Here is a 16151-nt window from a genome sequence, read left to right as displayed (position 1 = left end):
GACACCTGCGGGCTCGTCGTGCGCACGTCCCGGTATTTTGCGCTGACGTCAGCGGCTTGCCAGAATCTCATTTGCCTTGGCGATCACCGGCGCATCGATCATCTTGCCGTCGAGCGCCACGGCAGCTCCGCCGCTGGCGCTGGCCGCCGCAATCACGCGCGTTGCCCATTCGATCTCATCGCCGCGCCAGGCGAAGGCGGCGTGCACCGGCGCTATCTGGCGGGGATGGATGCAGAGCTTTCCGCGAAAGCCGAGGGCACGTGCGCGACGCGCCGACGCTTCGACGAGCGCCGCATCGTCGAGTGCCGTCGTCACGCCGTCGACTGGCGCAGCGATGCCCGCGATGCGCGATACCAGCGTCAGTTGCGAGCGGAAATACAGCAATTCGTCCCCGTCGCCCTCGATGCCGATATCGAGCTGGAAGTCGATGGTGCCGAACATGAGCCGCTCCACGCGGGGTGCCGAGGCGATCTCGCGCAGCGCCGCAAACGCCTTTGCCGTCTCGATTAGCGGGACAAGACGCAATGAAGGCGTCGCGCCCCGGGCGGCCTTGTCGAGCGTGGCCGCGTCTTCCGTCTTCGGGACGATGAGGCCGTCGAGCCCCGGCAGACACGAAAGTGCGGCGAGGTCCTCCTCGAACCACTCGGTCGATACGGCGTTGATTCGCACGTAGACCGGCACGCGCCCGGTCACGGACGTGGCTTCGGCACGCGCCCGGATCCACGCGAGAACGTGCTCGCGCGCCGTGTGCTTTTCGGCGGGCGGCACGGCGTCCTCGAGATCCAGAATCACGGCGTGCGCACCACAAGCGCATGCCTTGTCGAAGCGCTCCGGCCGATTGCCGGGCACGAAGAGCCAGCTGTGAACGATGGGCAACGTCTGCATGGCTTACACCGCTTGCGCTGCATGCAGCGCTTCGATCTGTGCCGGGGAGCGCCCCAGTTCGGCGAGGATGACGTCGGTGTGTTCGCCCAAGGCCGGGATTGGATCCATGCGGGGCGTGAAATCCGGGCCAGCGCTCGGCATACCCGGGGGAATCGGGGCTCGGATGCTGCCGCTTGGGGTTGCGACTTCGGCCCATCGCCCACGTGCGGCGAGCTGCGCATGCTGCCAGACGGCGTGCATGTCGTTGAGATTCGCGTTGGCGATACCGACCGCATCGAGACGGCCGACCAGCTGCGGTGCGCTGAGCTGCATGAAGACGTCGCGAATGATGGCGCGCAGGGCGTCGCGGTTCTCCAGACGCTTCGGGTTGGACGCGAAGCGCGCATCTTCGGCGAGCAAGGGCTGTTCCAGTACCTTCTCGCAAAACGTCTTCCACTCGCGTTCGTTCTGTAGGCCGAGCATCACCGTTTTGCCGTCGCCCGTCTCGAACGGACCATACGGGAAGATCGTCGCGTGTGCGGCACCGGCGCGCGGCGGCGGCATCTGGCCGTCCACGGCGTAGTACAGCGGGAAGCCCATCCATTCGACCATGCATTCGAGCATCGAGATGTCGATGCGCGAGCCTTTGCCGGTCTTGCCACGCTGAATCAGCGCCGAGAGGATGTTCGTGTAAGCGTACATGCCGGCAGCGATGTCGGCGATGGAGCAGCCGGCCTTGGCGGACGCCTCGGGCGAGCCCGTGACCGACAGGAATCCCGACTCGCTCTGAATGAGCAGGTCGTAGGCCTTCTTGTCGCGGTACGGACCGTCGGGGCCGTAGCCGGAAATGCCGCATACGATAATGCGCGGGTAGCGTGCCGAGAGCGCGTCGTAGCTCAGGCCGAGCCGGTCTGCCGCGCCCGGGGCCAGGTTCTGGACGAGCACGTCGGCATCGGCCAGCAGGTCATGAAGGACGGACTGCGCCGCCGTTTGCTTCAGATCGAGCGTGAGGCTTTCCTTGGAGCGGTTCGTCCACACGAAGTGCGACGACATGCCGTTGACACGGGCGTCGTAAGCCCGTGCAAAGTCGCCCGCGCCGGGGCGCTCGATCTTGATGACGCGTGCGCCGAGATCGGCCAGTTGACGGGTGCAGAACGGTGCCGCAATGGCGTGTTCGAGCGCAACGACCTTGATGCCGTCCAGGGGCCTCATGACAGAAATCTCCGAAATACAAAGTACGGGTTGAGCGGGCGGCGTTCGCCGGATCAGACGATCTTGGCAAGCACAATGAGGCTCAGCGTGATCGTGATGGCGCCGCCGATGCGGGTGGCAATTTGCGCGAACGGCATGAGTCGCATGCGATTGGCCGCGGTGAGGATGGCGACGTCGCCGGTGCCGCCCATGCCGCTGTGCGTGCCCACGACGATGGCCGCATCGATGGGATGCATGTTCATGCGGCGCGCAACGATGAAGGCCGTTGCCATGAGCGTGATAACGGTGGCAACGATAGTGACGAGCGTCGGCACGTTGAACGAGGCGACGACCTTCTGCCACGGTGTAATCACCACGCCGATGGCAAACAGCAGCGGATAAGTCACGGCCGTCGCAAAGAACTTGTAGACGACGCCGGCACCCGCTTCGAGCTTTGGCGAGAAGATGAAGCCGATCTTTGCCGCAACGGCCAGCACCAACATCATCACCGGGCCGGGCAGGCCGATGGTGTTCTGGGCGAGCATGCCGACGAAGTACAGGCATACGGCGATCATGCCCGCGGCTGCGATGTCGGTGGCGTCGACGGCTTTTGCGGGCAGAGCGTCGTGCGCTTCGTGTGCATCCGCGCGATGGTCGCCAATGTCGTGCGTGCCGGTGCGCATGAGCTGGCCGTTGCCGGTGAGCGCCGGATAACGCTTGCCCACGGCATTGAGCACACCGGAGAAGACGATGGCGCAGACGTTGCCCAGCATCACGGCGGGCAGTGCCTGCGCGAGCAAGTCGCCTGCGCTCTGATGCATCACTTCGGAGTAACCGATGGTCAGCGGGATCACGCCTTCGCCGAGGCCGCCGGACATCACCGGAATAACGACGAAGAACACGGTATGGAACAGCCCCATGCCGAGCATCGTGCCAACCGCGGTGCCGACGATGCCCGCGAGCACCGAACCGACGGCGAGCGGCACGAAAATACGCACGAAGCCGCCGATCAGCACCTTGCGGTCCATGCTGAGAATGCTGCCGACGATGATGCCGGGAATAAACAGGTACAGGAAGTTGCTTTGCTTCCAGAACGCGACAATGGGCGTGACGACCGACGGCGGCAGCAGATTCGAGAAGACGAGCCAGGACGGCAGGAACGTCACCAGAATCACCGGCCCGCCGATACTGCGGAAGACCGGAATACGCTGACCGATTTCCATGCAGGTGAAGCTGCACACGGCGAGCAGGGCGATGATCGGGGAGAGCTCGGCAGAGAGTTTGCCCGTTGTGAGGATCGTTGTGACGATGGCGGCGATGAGTACCAGATGCACCGGCAGCGGCACGATGCCGACGCGCAGGTCCATGATTCGCCACCACAGATCGCGAAGCGGGTGGTGTTGCACTGCGGGTGAAGCCGTGCCGCGGCCGCCGTGAGCGGCGGTGGCAGAAAGTCCGTCTCGCATCCTGCTGTCTCCGTATTGGAATGGGTTTGTTGACGGGACTATAGGCGCGCGGACGGTCGGGGAGGAAATACCGATTTTGAATGCGGGTATAGAAACAACCTATGGTCTCAGGTTCTCGACATACGGGAACCGTGGGGAAGTCTGACCAAATCGGCAAAACGGCCGAGTTTCGCGCCGTCTTATATAGCGCTACGCTATGGCTTTTCGTTTCTGCCAATCGATGCGGCGCGTAGCTCACGGTGGCCTTTTACGTCATGGACGTCAGACAACTCCGAAATTTCGTAGCCATCGTGGATAGCGGCAGCCTTTCCAAGGCGGCAGAGCGCCTGCACATTGCGCAGCCGTCGCTGAGTGCGCAACTGCGTGGGCTTGAGGACGAACTGCAAACGCAGTTACTGGTTCGTAGCGCGCAGGGCGTGACGCCGACCGACGCTGGCAAGGCGTTGTATCGTCACGCGCGGGTGGTGTTGCGTCAGATGGAGCAAATTCGACAGGAGGTGCGCGAGGGCGGCGGCAGCGAAGCCGGGCCGGTCGCCGTAGGCTTTCCGACGACCATTGCGTCGATTCTCGCGGTGCCGCTCTTCACACGGGTGCGCGAGCAGTACCCGGGCATTCGTCTGCAAATCTTCGAAAGCATGAGCGGGTACATTGGCGAGTTGCTGGCCAACGGGCGGCTGGACCTGGCGATGCTTTTTCGCGATTCGGAGACGCGGGGCATCTCGGTCATGCCGCTGTTCGACGAGGCGCTATATGTATTGGGTGGTCACCGCGTATGCGCGGCGATTTATGCGGACGCTGATGACGAGACCTGCGCGCTGACAGCGCTGGCGAATGTGCCGATCGTGGCGCCGAGTGCGACGAACGGGTTGCGTTTGCTCATCGAGCGAAGTTTTGCGCAGGCGAATGTGGAGTTGAACATTGTCGCCGACATCGATTCGCTGCCAACGCTGATCGATATTGCACGTACGGGCGACGCCTGTTCGATCTTGCCGGTCTCGGCGCTGGCATCTCGCGACCCGGCTTTGCGGCCGCCGTCACGTCGCATCGTTGGACCGCATTTGCAACGGCCGGCCAGCATCTGCTGGTCCAACTCGCTGCCTGTGGGCTCCGCCACCGTCGCGGTGCGCGAGTGCATTGCCGGCCTGATTCGCGAACTCCAGACGGAAGGACATTGGAAGGGGATTACGCTGCGTTGAGCAGAGCCGGCATCCATCCAACTTTGATGGGGCTCACCCTTGATGGACACCGGGCATAGTTAATCAAGACGAATGCCTACGCCTTCATTCGTAGCGCGCTAACGAACGTATCAGGGGAAACATTGCCGCCCGAAACGACCGCAACAATATTCTTCCCTTCAAACTTGTGTGGGTTTGCGACGACCGCGGCGACCGCAATGGCGCCGCCGGGTTCTGCCACAAGCTTAAGGTGTTCGAAGAGCATTCCCATCGCGGTTTGGACCCTCTTGTCGTCGACAAGCAAGATATCACTAACTGCATTCTTCATGAGTTCGAACGTGACTTTCCCGGGACGGGGGTTTCGAAGGGCGTCACATATCGTTGCTCTAGCTTTAGGGTCTTTGCAGATTCGGTTCTTCGAGAGCGAGATCTTAATATCGGCCGCGGCTTCGGGTTCGACACCGATAATCGGAATGTCGAGGTCGACGGTTGCTAACGCGGCGCCTGCGATGAGACTGCCTCCGCCACAGGGGTAGAGGAATGCGTCAGGCGTCATGCCTGGCTGCAACGCTGAAAATTGCGAAAGCATTTCCCGAGTGACAGTGGCCTGTCCTTCGATAACGGCGATGTCGTCATACGCAGGAATAACCAAGGCACCAAGATCACGGGCGATCTCGTGCCCCAGTTTGGCAATGTCTTGGCCATCAGCTGCAGAAAGCACGTCAGCCCCACGGCTAAGAATGTTGTGGATCTTCTCGCTGGGAATCCATGGCGGAACCACAACAGTTGCGGGAATCTTCAACATACGAGCAACCTCTGCTAAAGCTGTGCCGTGATTTCCAGATGACCAGGTGACGAGATGCTTCGGGCTAGCTTCGTGCGCGGATAGCAATATCTTGTTCAGGGCGCCCCGTATCTTGAACGACCCTGTCCTTTGAAGGCATTCGGCTTTTATCAGCAGGTTGCATTTCAGAAATTCATTGAGCTTCTCGGATTTAAGAATCGGGGTTGATTGGATGAAGGGCGATATTCTTCTGAATATTGTTTCAAATTTTTTTTCCGCATAATCTTTAAAGTGTTTTCCCGAAAATTTCTTCTGAGCCTCTGATCGATAGTTTGTTTGCATGCTGGATTTTCTCCATTCGCGAGCCCCGTATTTTTATTAAATTTATATCAAAATTAATTTACATCAACGATAATTCCTCGATTGGCATGAAACCTATCAAATTCCGCAATTTGTAGTTTGGCGTCTCTCTGGTATGGTGGGATGCCAGATGGATTATGGAAGTAGACGTTATCTTGTTCAATTCCGTGTATTAATATTAAATGTCCACCTTTTCTCATATTTGGAGAATCTGGCGATCTTATTTCTGTGCTGACAGATGAAATTATCATCGGATAATTGAAAATTATTGATGTCAATTCGCGAATTGACGTGTTTTCATATATATTTGATTTTATTTCATATCTATCAAAAATCCAATCACAAAATGGTTTGTAAATTAAACCTTTAACGGATTTATCTTTTAGTAATTTGTAGACCCCAAGATCGATCGCATCTTGGAGCATTTTTCTTCTATTTTCGTGCGGTATTTTTTTGTAATCGAGTATTGATTCTAGGCAGGCAATTCCACATATTCTTCGGCTCCAAAATTTGTACTCGTTTTCGTTTTCAAAGCCGGAGTTCTTCCATGCCGGATCTGCGCAAGGGTCGAGTGCACCGATTATTATTGCTTCATTCAGGTTTTCGCTGCTCCATTGTGATCTGTACGGAACATTGACGTGCCGATATTCGTTGATCATTGATACTGCCTCTGGATGTTTTTCATAAGAGGTAAAGCAAATATTTGAAATATTGAGATCAATGCCGAAATACCGAATGCCGCCTGATAGTCAAATTTCTCGACGATGCCTGCGCCCACAAGAGCGCCGATTGGCATAAATCCCCACGAAACGGTTCGGTACACTCCATTAATTCGACCGAAGATGTGATGGGGTATGAACTTTTGTCTGTAGCTCACGGCGACAATGTTCCACGCGCTCAGCGAAATTCCGTAAATGAATATCATTATAATGATTAATATTTTATTTTTTGAAAAAATACAGGAAATTGGTAATAAAAATATGCAAATCGATGATAGGCAAATAAGAATAAATCCTCTTGCATGGAGTCTGTGGCGCGAAATCAATTCGGATCCTATCAATGCGCCGATAGCAATGAATGCCATCATAATTCCATATTCCATGGTGTTGGCTTCTAAACCGTCGTTTATCTTAAGTGCATACAGAGCGAATGAAGAACTCCATACGCCGTAAGATGCCATCATGAGTGCGCTAACGACGAACATGCCGCGAAGCGTCGGATCGCGAGATGAATTGGAAAATCTTTTGCCGTCCATCGATCTTGACGGAAAATTTTGCAAATTTCTTGGGGGGCATCGATAAGCGAAAAAAATCACAAATAATTGAATTATTGTTACGGATATATAAAAAAGATTCAGTCCGCTCGCAAGCAATATTCCCGCTATCGTCGGGGCAAGAAGTTGGGAAAACAGCATTTGAGTCTGGTATATTTTTGCATTTGCTCTTGGTATTTCGCTTGATGAATAGGAGGCAGGGATGGAGGCTTGAGTCGACAATTCTATCGCGACATCGCATGTGCTCATAAAAAATGAGATAATGAGGAATCTGCTAAATGTTAATTCCCCAAGCAGCAAAAAAATGGAAAGTATGAGTAGTCCGAAAAATCGAATTAGCGCCCCTGCGCGAATAACGGAAAACGGAGAATATCGATCTATAGCGAATCCAGCGATAATTGAAACAAATATCCATGGAAATTTTGATATCGCAATGGAAATTCCAACCGACGAAGCATCTTCGCTGAGAGAGGTCGCGGCTATCGGAATCGAAGTTCGATAGAGGCCTTCTGTGAGAAAGCTTGATATCGCGGTTGGAAAGATCGAGTTGAGATTCTTCATTACGGCTTGTATTTAAATGAATCGTCGATCGTGGATATTAAATGGAAGATCATATCCTCGTAGGTCCAGCCAAATGCGGCGCCCATTTGAGAAAGATTTCCATTTCTCGAAAGTCCGGGGATGGTGTTTACCTCAAGAAACCATGGTTTTTCATTTGATAAAATGAAATCGACGCGAGCAAATCCTCTGCATCCCAATTCTTGGTAAATGGCTAAGGCCTGGTTTTTTATTTCTATTTCGACTGAATCGCTAACTTCGGCGGGGCAAATGTGGAGGTGGGGTGACTTTCCACTTTTCACTTCGTAGCTGTAAAACTGGTCATCATGTTTTGTCTCGAGTAGTGGTAGCACCACCGGTTGACGCTCGATTTCGACAATTCCAACGCTGAGGTCCTTTCCGTGGATGTATTGGGCGGCGAGAAAAATTGGGAAATCATCGTTCCCCGCAACCTCCATCCATTCGTCGATTTCATTAACACAACGAAGAATTTTTGCGCCTTGACTACACCCATTGGAAGCCGGTTTTACGAAAATTACCGGACCGCACTCTTGTATTAATTGGGGTGAACTAAACGCGTCTCTGGTGCTTAGGTCAAGGAGATGTGTTTTCGGTACTCGTAAACCGGCGTTTTGTGCGATTGCATTGGCAAATGGTTTAAAGTAGGCCGCCGCACTTGCCGCCACACCAGACCCAGAATACGGAATGCGCAGCATGTCGAGCATGCCTTGCAGTTTTCCATCTTCACCAAACCATCCATGTGTTGTGAGAAATAGCCGTTCAGCAGTCGCTATTTCCCTGAAGTCAAGGTGAGCGGCGTCGTAGACCCGCGCATCGATTCCTAAAGATATGCACGCCTCATGCACATGTCTCCCGGAAAGAATTGAGCCTGCTCTCTCGGGGCCGTAGCCTCCTGTCACAATAGCCAGTTGCATGATTATCCCCACCTTCGGCAAATGCTTCGCCGGGTGAAAAGCAAGGGGGGCACTTTGCCGCTATTAGAGCAGACAATGACGTTTGGCTTGTCATTTCCCGGATGGGAATTTTCTGAGTTTCGGCTATTAACGCAGAAAGCGTTGAACGATTGGTGCGGGAACGGAATGCGAATCGTACGGAATAAAGTCGCGACACCTTTTCTGCGAAATGCCGGGCTCCATCTTGGTCAGGATGTCCGGCCTATCTCTTTGATTCTTATTGCCGCATCCCAATCGCGAGCCGGTTGAATGCGCTCATCAACGCGATAGCGAAGGTGAGGTCGGCGATTTCGGCGTCGGAGAAATGTTCTCGCAGCGGCTCGAAGTCTTCGTCCGGGGCGTGCGTGCGATCGATGGCGACGACCGACTCCGTCCACTCCAGGGCCGCGCGTTCGCGGGCGCTGTAATGCGAACTCACGCGCCAGCCGGCCAGACTGTCGATCTTGTGATCAGGCATGCCGCCCGCACGCAGCGCTTTCGCATGCATCTCGAGACAGAACGCGCAGCCATTGATCTGCGACACGCGCAGATACACCAATTCCACCAGCGGCTTGCCGAGACTGCTCTTTTCCAAGGCCTTCTTCGTCGCAGTGAATCCCTGATAGGCCTCGTTGGACAGCGTCCAATAAGATAAACGAAGCGTACTCATCAAATTTCTCCAGGAAAGTTAGTGACGCAATGTGCGAATGGCGGGGGCTTGTCGCAACGTCACCAATTTACGAGAATCATGTCCCAGTGATCAGATGCAAGAATTGACGAAATCAATAGGACATTCCGAATGGACCATCCCTATCTGAAGCCCGGTCCCGGCGACGGCGCGCCGCTCTACTTCCAGCTATACCGCCGCTACCGCGACGCAATCGCCACCGGAAAACTCGGGGCGGGCGATCGGGTCCCGTCCGTACGCAGTCTCGCCAGTGAACTGAACCTCGCGCGCGGCACCGTCGAACTGGCTTATCAGATGCTCACGAGCGAAGGTTACTTCATTGCGCGCGGTGCGGCCGGAACGTTCGTGTCGCCGCATCTGGAGCCGCTTGGCGGGAGCGCGCTGCCGACCGCCGCACCCGCGCCTCAGCCCCCCGTCCATCGGGATTCCTTCGCCGCAGCCGGTGTGCCGCGTCCGTTCCAGCTCGGAATGCCGGCGCTGGACGCGTTTCCGCGCAAAACCTGGGCGCGTCTGGCGGGTAAAAGCCTGCGGGCGATGGATCCCGCTTCGATGTCCTATCCGGAACCGGCGGGATTCATGCCGCTGCGCCACGCCATTGCGACGTATCTCGGCATCTCGCGCGGCATCGCCTGCACGGCACAGCAGGTGTTCGTCACGTCAGGTTATCGCGCGGCGCTCGACCTGGTGTGCCGCACGTTGATCGAACCGGGGGCCGAAGGGTGGTTCGAAGACCCGGGATATCCTTATGCGCGACATTTCCTGACGAGCATCGGCATGCGCCTTGCCCCGATTCCCGTCGACGAGGAGGGGCTTGACGTGAATGCCGGCGTCCGGCGCGCCCCCAGTGCCCGCTTCGCCGTGGTAACGCCAACGCACCAGAGTCCGATGGGCACCACCCTGTCGTTACCTCGCCGGCTCGCGCTGCTGGAGTGGGCCAGCCAGCAACAATCGTGGATCGTGGAAGATGACTATGACAGTGAGTTCCGCTACCACGGACGCCCCTTGCCGGCATTGAAAAGTCTCGATCGCGATGACCGTGTGCTCTACACGGGGACGTTCAGCAAAGTGCTGTTTCCGGGGCTTCGGCTGGCGTACCTGGTGGTTCCCGAGGCGCACATCGATCGCTTCGCCGCCGCGGCCGATCTACTGGGCGGGCCGGGCAGTGTGCCTGTACAAACCACGGTCGCCGAGTTCATGGAGCAGGGCCATTTCGCCCGGCATCTGCGCAAGATGCGCGCGCTGTATGCCGAGCGGCGCCGGTTTCTCGTGGACGCCCTCGCGCAAGTGTTCGGCGAGGAGCTATATGTCCAGCCGCAAGCCGGCGGCATTCAGACGCTGGCCTACCTCGGCGGTGCCGCCGCGCGACAAGGCGACGTGCGCATCTCGGACGCCGCTCGCACACAGGGATTGGCCGTGCATGCACTCAGTCGCTGGTACGCCGACAAGCCGCTGCGCTTAGGACTGCTCATGGGATTCACCAACATCGCGGACACGGCGACGGCGATAGCGTTGAGCCAACGGTTGAAGGCGGCCATCGACTCGCTTTAGGACCCGCCCAAACACCGGCTCAGGTCACCGTTCGGGCCCACGCGTCACCGTCGAGCCGACAAGACCACGTCAGGACAGGTGCCTTCGAAACCCGCTATGCTTCGTGAAGCGACGCATGCGCGTCCCAATTTCCGTGCCGCCGGCGACGACAGACTCGCCGGCATTCAATGCTTTTCAGGAGTTCCCCCCGTGGCAGCATTCGACATCGACGACATCGTTTCTTCATTGCATGCCGCCCGTTTGCGTTGGCGTGACGGCCAGCGCCGCTTGCTCGAACCGGGCGGGCGCGATCTGCCCTCGCGCGAGCGACTGGCCGAGATCGTGGTGCAACTCAAGGGCGCGCTGTTCCCGATGCGCCTCGGCCCGCTCGACCTCCACCAGCAAGGCGAGAATTACTACGTGGGCCATACGCTCACGAGCGCGCTCAACGGGTTGGCAGAACAAGCCCGCCTCGAATGGCGCTACAAGGCGCGCCACGATACTGGCATCACGGCCACCCTGATCGAGGAACGCGCTCATTCGGCGATCCAGCAATTCGCCACCAAGCTGCCGCAAATTCGCGATCTGCTCGATCAGGACGTGCTCGCGGCCTATCAGGGCGATCCAGCCGCGGGCAGTGTCGACGAGGTCCTCATCTGCTATCCCGGCATCCACGCCATGATCCATCACCGGATTGCGCATGAGCTGTATCGTCTCGAACTGCCACTGCTCGCCCGCATCATTGCCGAACAGGCGCATTCCGAGACGGGCATCGACATTCACCCGGGTGCCCAGATCGGCGCGGGGTTCTTCATCGACCACGGAACGGGCGTGGTCATCGGCGAGACCGCCATTCTCGGTCAGCGCGTGCGCGTTTATCAGGCCGTCACGCTCGGCGCGAAGCGCTTTCCGGCCGACGACGACGGCAATCCGCGCAAAGGGCTCGCTCGTCACCCTATCGTCGAAGACAACGTCGTCATCTATGCCGGAGCGACCATTCTCGGCCGCGTCACGATCGGTGAGGGCTCCGTCATCGGCGGTAACGTGTGGCTTACGCAGGACGTGCCGCCGTTCAGCAACATCACGCAGGCCCGTTCGCGTACCGAAGCCGGCTCACCGCCGGTCTCAGGTTGCGACAACGACCGATAGGGCACCATCGCCGTTATCTTTGGAATAATTAACCGACCGGTCGGTTTTCGATGTGTTAGGCTTCAATGCGCTTCTCATAACAATTACGGAGACATTGATGGCACTGACTTTTCGCTCGCCTGTTTCGGTTGATGTAACGCTCGGTAGCGCCGGCTCGCGCCGCGGACATCCTCGCAGCCGCCGGCTTTCGGCAGGTGTCGCGGCATCGCTGCTCGGTCTCGCGTTGGCGGCACCGGCCGCGGCCCTGGCCGTTCCCGGTGTTGGGGCATCGAATACATCGACGGTAACAGCTGCATCGGGCGCATCCGTTGCATCGGGTGCTGCGTCCCCCGGCAAGGTCCCCGGGCGTGCCGATGTGACCATCAAGCGTGACGAGTTCGGTGTGCCGCACGTCTACGCGGCCACGACTTACGCGCTGTTCTACGGTTACGGCTACGCCATCGCGCAGGATCGCCTGTTTCAGATGGAGATGGCGCGCCGCAGCACGCAGGGCACCGTGGCGGAAGTGCTTGGCCAGAAGTTCGTCGACTTCGACAAGTCGATTCGCGGCAACTACTGGCCTGCATCGATTCGCCGCCAGCTGGCCGACCTGCCCCGACGCGAGCGGGATATTCTCGACGGTTACGCCGCCGGCATGAACGCCTGGATCGCCCAGATTCGCGCGCAGCCGGACAAGCGCATGCCGAAGCAATTCATCGATCTCGGCTTCCAGCCGACCCGATGGGATGCCTTTGACGTGGCAATGGTGTTCGTTGGCACGATGGCCAATCGCTTCTCCGATGCCACGAGTGAAATCGACAATCTGGCCCTCGTGACAGCGCTCAGGGACAAGTACGGCGAACAGAAGGGCATGGCGCTGTTCAACGAACTGAAGTGGATCGTCAATCCGGATGCACCGTCGACGATCCCCGCACCCGAGGGTGTCTATCCGGTGAAGGTCGGTCAGGCGTCCGGCGCACCGATGCAGCCCCTCGCCCGTTACGACGGCCCGGCGCCCACATTTGCGCGCCTCGCGCGGGGCAGCGACGGTGGGCTGCTCGGTCAGGACGCCGAGACCAACGCCGCGACGATGCTCGCGCAATTCGCCGAGTCGGGGCAGCCCGGTCTCGCCGGTTTCCCGACGACGAGCAATATGTGGATCGTTGGCCGGAACAAGGCGCGCGATGCACGTGCCATCATGCTCAACGGCCCGCAGTTCGGCTGGTTCGCGCCTGCATACACGTACGGTATCGGTCTGCACGGCGCGGGCTTCGATCTCGTTGGCAATACGCCGTTCGGGTATCCCTGCATTCTGTTCGGCCACAACGGCAAGGTCTCGTGGGGGTCGACGGCCGGTTTCGGTGACGACATCGACATCTATGCCGAGAAGCTCGATGCGACCAATCCGAACCGTTATTTCCACAACGGTCGGTGGCACGACATGGAAAAGCGTGTCGAGATCATTCGCGTGAAGGGGGCCGAGCCGGTCGTGCAGGAGGTGTACCGCACCGTGCATGGCATCGTCATGCAGCGCGACGCCAAACGGTCCGTCGCCTACGCGAAGGCGCGCGCATGGGACGGCCTCGAAGTGCAATCGCTGCTCGCGTGGACGCATCAGGCGCAGGCGCAGGACTGGAAGTCATGGACGGCGCAGGCGGCACGCCACGCGTTGACGATCAACTGGTACTACGCCGACGTATCCGGGAATATCGGCTACGTTCATACCGGCGCCTATCCGGCGCGCCGGCCGGGGCACGATCCCCGCCTTCCCGTACCCGGCACGGGCGAGTGGGACTGGAAGGGATTGCTGCCGTTCTCGACCAACCCGAAGGTCTACAACCCGAAGCAGGGCTGGATCGCCAACTGGAACAATTCCCCGCAAAAGGGCTATCCGGCAAGCGATCTGTTCGCGTTCGTGTGGGGCGGAGCGGATCGCGTCGTCGAGATCGACAGGCGAATAGAGGCGCACGACAGGCTTGGCGTCGACGAGATGTGGCAGATTCTCAAGGACACCAGTGCGGTGGACGTCAACCGCACGCACTTCCTGCCGTTCATCGAACGTGCGACGGCCGGGCTGCCCGCGACCGACGCCCGCCGTCAACTCGCCATGCAACTGAACGCGTGGAGCGGGTTGAGTTACGACGCGCAGCATACCGGTCACTACGACACGGCGGGACCGGCCATCATGGACGCCTGGCTGAGCGCGATGCTGCGACGCACGTTGGGCCAGGTGGTGCCCGCGCCGTACGACAAGTGGTTCCTGGCGAGCGGTTATGCCGCTCCCCAGGACGGTCCGACCGGCTCGCTGAATATCGGCAATGGCAGCAAGGTGCTGTACGAAGCCTTGCGGGGCGACAAATCGGGCGTGCCGCAGACCTTCGATATCTTCGGCGGCAAGCGTCGGGACGAGGTGATTCTCGCCGCGCTCGACGACGCGGTGGCGGCGCTGAAAGACAAACTCGGGCCTGACATGTCCGCATGGCGCGCGCCGACCGTTGCGCTGACGTTTCGCGCGAACAACTTCTTCGGCGTGCCGCAGGCCAATGCCGACGAAGCGGTGCGCACGCCGGTCTACATGAACCGGGGAACGGAGAACGATCTGATCGTGTTCGGTCCCAAGGGAAGTGCCGCGAAGGTGGCCGCATACGACGTCGTCGCGCCGGGGCAAAGCGGATTCATCGCACCGGACGGCACTCGATCTGCCCATTACGCCGACCAGTTGGAGATGTACACGACGTTCGGCCGCAAGCCGTTGTGGCATGACCCGGCGGACGTCAGCCGCACGACGAAGTCGGTGGAGCGTCTGCACATCGAACCGCTGTCCGGCGCAGAGTAACGTCTGTGGGAGGGCGTTTCGAAAATGCTTCGATAGCGCCGCTTCGATAGCGCTTCGAACCGCCTTCCCGCGGCTCAGGCCAGCACCGTCGCTCCGGCCAGCGCACCCAACGCGACCACGGCCAGCGGCGGCGTTTTCCAGCGGACCAACAGCGCAAACGCGATCGCGGCGACGGCAAAGTCGGCAGCGCTGTGCACGGCGCTCGTCCAGACCGGTGCATATAACGCAGACGCCAGAATCCCCACGACGGCGGCGTTGACGCCCGCCAGCATGGCCGTCGTGGACGCGTGCAATCGCAGCGCCTGCCAATGCGGCAACGCGGCGACCACGAGCAGCAGTCCTGGCAGGAAAATGCCCACCGTTGCGAGCGCCGCTCCCCACCCGGGGTGCGACGGACTCCCCGAGAGCCATCCGAGAAACGACGCAAAGGTGAACAAGGGCCCCGGCACCGCCTGTGCCGCACCGTACCCGGCAAGGAAGTCGTTCGCCGGTACCCATCCCGTCGCCACGGTTTGCTCTTGCAGCAATGGCAGCACGACGTGGCCGCCCCCGAAGACGAGCGCACCGGCGCGATAGAAGCCGTCGAAAATCGCAATGACCCGTTCGCCGGTGACGTGGTGCAGCACCGGAAGTCCGGCCAGTAGAAGGCAGAAGAGACCGAAGGCGACAGCGCTCGCCGTACGTGAGATTCGGAATTGCAGGGAGGAGACGGACGCGGGCGTCGGCATGAGCGGCGCTTGCCGCAGGCATGCGTAACCCGCGATGGCGCCCAGCACGATCACGATCAACTGCGCGTAGACGGTCGTCGCGACGGCGAGCACGGCGATTGCCGCCAACGCAATGCCTGCGCGGCGGGTGTCCGGGCAGAGTCGTCGCGCCATATCCCATACGGCTTGTGCCACGACCGCGACGGCGACCAGTTTCAGACCGTGCACGAGCCCGGCGCCGGGCGTGCCGCCCAGATGCGGTGCGATCAGCGCGAACACGAGGAGCAGCAGCACGGACGGGAGCGTGAAGCCGCACCATGCGGCAAGACCGCCGAGCCAGCCCGCGCGCAACAGCCCAATCGAGAACCCCACCTGACTGCTCGCCGGGCCGGGCAGAAACTGACACAACCCCACGAGGTCGACGAATCCTGCATCGTCCACCCACCGGCGCTTCTCGACGAATTCGCGATGGAAGTACCCGATGTGCGCGAGCGGTCCGCCAAAGCTCGTCAGGCCAAGAACGAAGAAGGCGCGCAGCACGTCGAGGGCGGCATGCGAGGCGCGGTTATCGCCCGGGACAGGGCGGCGAGCGGTTTTTTTCGAAGGGTCCAACGCTGGTTGTCCGCAACGGGAGATATGAC

At 59.3% G+C, this 16151-nt stretch carries 13 protein-coding genes; 4 read left to right on the top strand and 9 right to left on the bottom strand.

Annotated elements, in window-relative coordinates:
- Nucleotides 1-48: 48 nt before the first annotated feature.
- From AB870_RS11405 to AB870_RS11395, 3 genes are read right to left on the bottom strand one after another with little or no spacing between them, the layout of a single operon-like run.
- Nucleotides 49-885: an HpcH/HpaI aldolase/citrate lyase family protein gene (locus tag AB870_RS11405; protein ID WP_047908078.1), complete on the bottom strand. Its 837-nt coding sequence runs from the start codon at nucleotides 883-885 to the stop codon at nucleotides 49-51.
- A 3-nt stretch (nucleotides 886-888) separates the two neighbouring features.
- Nucleotides 889-2076 (bottom strand): CaiB/BaiF CoA transferase family protein, encoded by a 1188-nt coding sequence (locus AB870_RS11400; protein WP_047908077.1) that lies wholly within the window; start codon nucleotides 2074-2076, stop codon nucleotides 889-891.
- 53 nt (nucleotides 2077-2129) lie between these two features.
- A complete protein-coding gene (locus AB870_RS11395; RefSeq protein ID WP_084663593.1) occupies nucleotides 2130-3521 on the bottom strand; it encodes a 2-hydroxycarboxylate transporter family protein in 1392 nt (463 codons plus the stop codon).
- A 254-nt stretch (nucleotides 3522-3775) separates the two neighbouring features.
- Between AB870_RS11395 and AB870_RS11390 the strand changes: the two genes are divergently transcribed.
- Nucleotides 3776-4717 carry a LysR substrate-binding domain-containing protein gene (locus AB870_RS11390; protein ID WP_047908075.1) on the top strand — a complete coding sequence of 314 codons (942 nt, stop codon included), beginning with the start codon at nucleotides 3776-3778 and terminating at the stop codon, nucleotides 4715-4717.
- Nucleotides 4718-4793: 76 nt separating this feature from the next.
- Here AB870_RS11390 and AB870_RS11385 read toward each other — a convergent pair whose 3' ends face one another.
- From AB870_RS11385 to AB870_RS11370, 5 genes are all read right to left on the bottom strand, one after another.
- On the bottom strand, nucleotides 4794-5822 hold the full coding sequence (locus AB870_RS11385) for a threonine ammonia-lyase (RefSeq protein ID WP_084663591.1): 1029 nt from the start codon (nucleotides 5820-5822) through the stop codon (nucleotides 4794-4796).
- A 53-nt stretch (nucleotides 5823-5875) separates the two neighbouring features.
- Nucleotides 5876-6499, bottom strand: a complete 624-nt coding sequence (locus tag AB870_RS25595) for a C39 family peptidase (protein WP_084663589.1) — start codon at nucleotides 6497-6499, stop codon at nucleotides 5876-5878.
- Nucleotides 6496-7674: an MFS transporter gene (locus AB870_RS25590; RefSeq protein WP_084663588.1), complete on the bottom strand. Its 1179-nt coding sequence runs from the start codon at nucleotides 7672-7674 to the stop codon at nucleotides 6496-6498. Before AB870_RS25590 ends, AB870_RS25595 begins: the two co-directional genes overlap by 4 nt.
- Nucleotides 7674-8606 carry a D-alanine--D-alanine ligase family protein gene (locus tag AB870_RS25585; protein ID WP_157112298.1) on the bottom strand — a complete coding sequence of 311 codons (933 nt, stop codon included), beginning with the start codon at nucleotides 8604-8606 and terminating at the stop codon, nucleotides 7674-7676. Before AB870_RS25585 ends, AB870_RS25590 begins: the two co-directional genes overlap by 1 nt.
- Nucleotides 8607-8862: 256 nt before the next feature.
- On the bottom strand, nucleotides 8863-9294 hold the full coding sequence (locus AB870_RS11370; RefSeq protein ID WP_047908072.1) for a carboxymuconolactone decarboxylase family protein: 432 nt from the start codon (nucleotides 9292-9294) through the stop codon (nucleotides 8863-8865).
- Nucleotides 9295-9423: 129 nt separating this feature from the next.
- On the opposite strand from AB870_RS11370, the gene pdxR reads away from it, so the two are divergent.
- From pdxR to AB870_RS11355, 3 genes are all read left to right on the top strand, one after another.
- A complete protein-coding gene (gene pdxR, locus AB870_RS11365; protein WP_047908071.1) occupies nucleotides 9424-10860 on the top strand; it encodes a MocR-like pyridoxine biosynthesis transcription factor PdxR in 1437 nt (478 codons plus the stop codon).
- A 189-nt stretch (nucleotides 10861-11049) separates the two neighbouring features.
- Entirely contained in the window at nucleotides 11050-11988 is a 939-nt protein-coding gene (gene epsC / locus AB870_RS11360; RefSeq protein ID WP_047909120.1) for a serine O-acetyltransferase EpsC, read from the top strand.
- A gap of 97 nt (nucleotides 11989-12085) precedes the next feature.
- The gene (locus AB870_RS11355; RefSeq protein WP_084663584.1) at nucleotides 12086-14803 is read left to right on the top strand and encodes a penicillin acylase family protein; all 2718 of its coding nucleotides are present in this window, start codon (nucleotides 12086-12088) and stop codon (nucleotides 14801-14803) included.
- Between the two features lie 74 nt (nucleotides 14804-14877).
- Here the strand turns inward: AB870_RS11355 and chrA are convergent, their stop codons facing one another.
- The gene (gene chrA / locus AB870_RS11350; protein ID WP_047908070.1) at nucleotides 14878-16122 is read right to left on the bottom strand and encodes a chromate efflux transporter; all 1245 of its coding nucleotides are present in this window, start codon (nucleotides 16120-16122) and stop codon (nucleotides 14878-14880) included.
- Nucleotides 16123-16151: the final 29 nt, after the last annotated feature.

The sequence above is a fragment of the Pandoraea faecigallinarum genome (genome assembly GCF_001029105.3).
In the GTDB taxonomy this organism is placed as follows: Bacteria; Pseudomonadota; Gammaproteobacteria; order Burkholderiales; family Burkholderiaceae; genus Pandoraea; species Pandoraea faecigallinarum.
The sequence above is the reverse complement of the archived record's forward strand: the minus strand, read 5'-3'. Positions and strand labels throughout refer to the sequence as shown.

Excerpts from the sequence above, each read along its gene's own strand:
- AB870_RS11405 (WP_047908078.1), bottom strand. The coding sequence starts at position 885 with ATGCAGACGTTGCCCATCGTTCACAGCTGGCTCTTCGTGCCCGGCAAT.
- AB870_RS11400 (WP_047908077.1), bottom strand. The coding sequence starts at position 2,076 with ATGAGGCCCCTGGACGGCATCAAGGTCGTTGCGCTCGAACACGCCATT.
- AB870_RS11395 (WP_084663593.1), bottom strand. The coding sequence starts at position 3,521 with ATGCGAGACGGACTTTCTGCCACCGCCGCTCACGGCGGCCGCGGCACG.
- AB870_RS11390 (WP_047908075.1), top strand. The coding sequence starts at position 3,776 with ATGGACGTCAGACAACTCCGAAATTTCGTAGCCATCGTGGATAGCGGC.
- AB870_RS11385 (WP_084663591.1), bottom strand. The coding sequence starts at position 5,822 with ATGCAAACAAACTATCGATCAGAGGCTCAGAAGAAATTTTCGGGAAAA.
- AB870_RS25595 (WP_084663589.1), bottom strand. The coding sequence starts at position 6,499 with ATGATCAACGAATATCGGCACGTCAATGTTCCGTACAGATCACAATGG.
- AB870_RS25590 (WP_084663588.1), bottom strand. The coding sequence starts at position 7,674 with ATGAAGAATCTCAACTCGATCTTTCCAACCGCGATATCAAGCTTTCTC.
- AB870_RS25585 (WP_157112298.1), bottom strand. The coding sequence starts at position 8,606 with ATGCAACTGGCTATTGTGACAGGAGGCTACGGCCCCGAGAGAGCAGGC.
- AB870_RS11370 (WP_047908072.1), bottom strand. The coding sequence starts at position 9,294 with ATGAGTACGCTTCGTTTATCTTATTGGACGCTGTCCAACGAGGCCTAT.
- pdxR (WP_047908071.1), top strand. The coding sequence starts at position 9,424 with ATGGACCATCCCTATCTGAAGCCCGGTCCCGGCGACGGCGCGCCGCTC.
- AB870_RS11355 (WP_084663584.1), top strand. The coding sequence starts at position 12,086 with ATGGCACTGACTTTTCGCTCGCCTGTTTCGGTTGATGTAACGCTCGGT.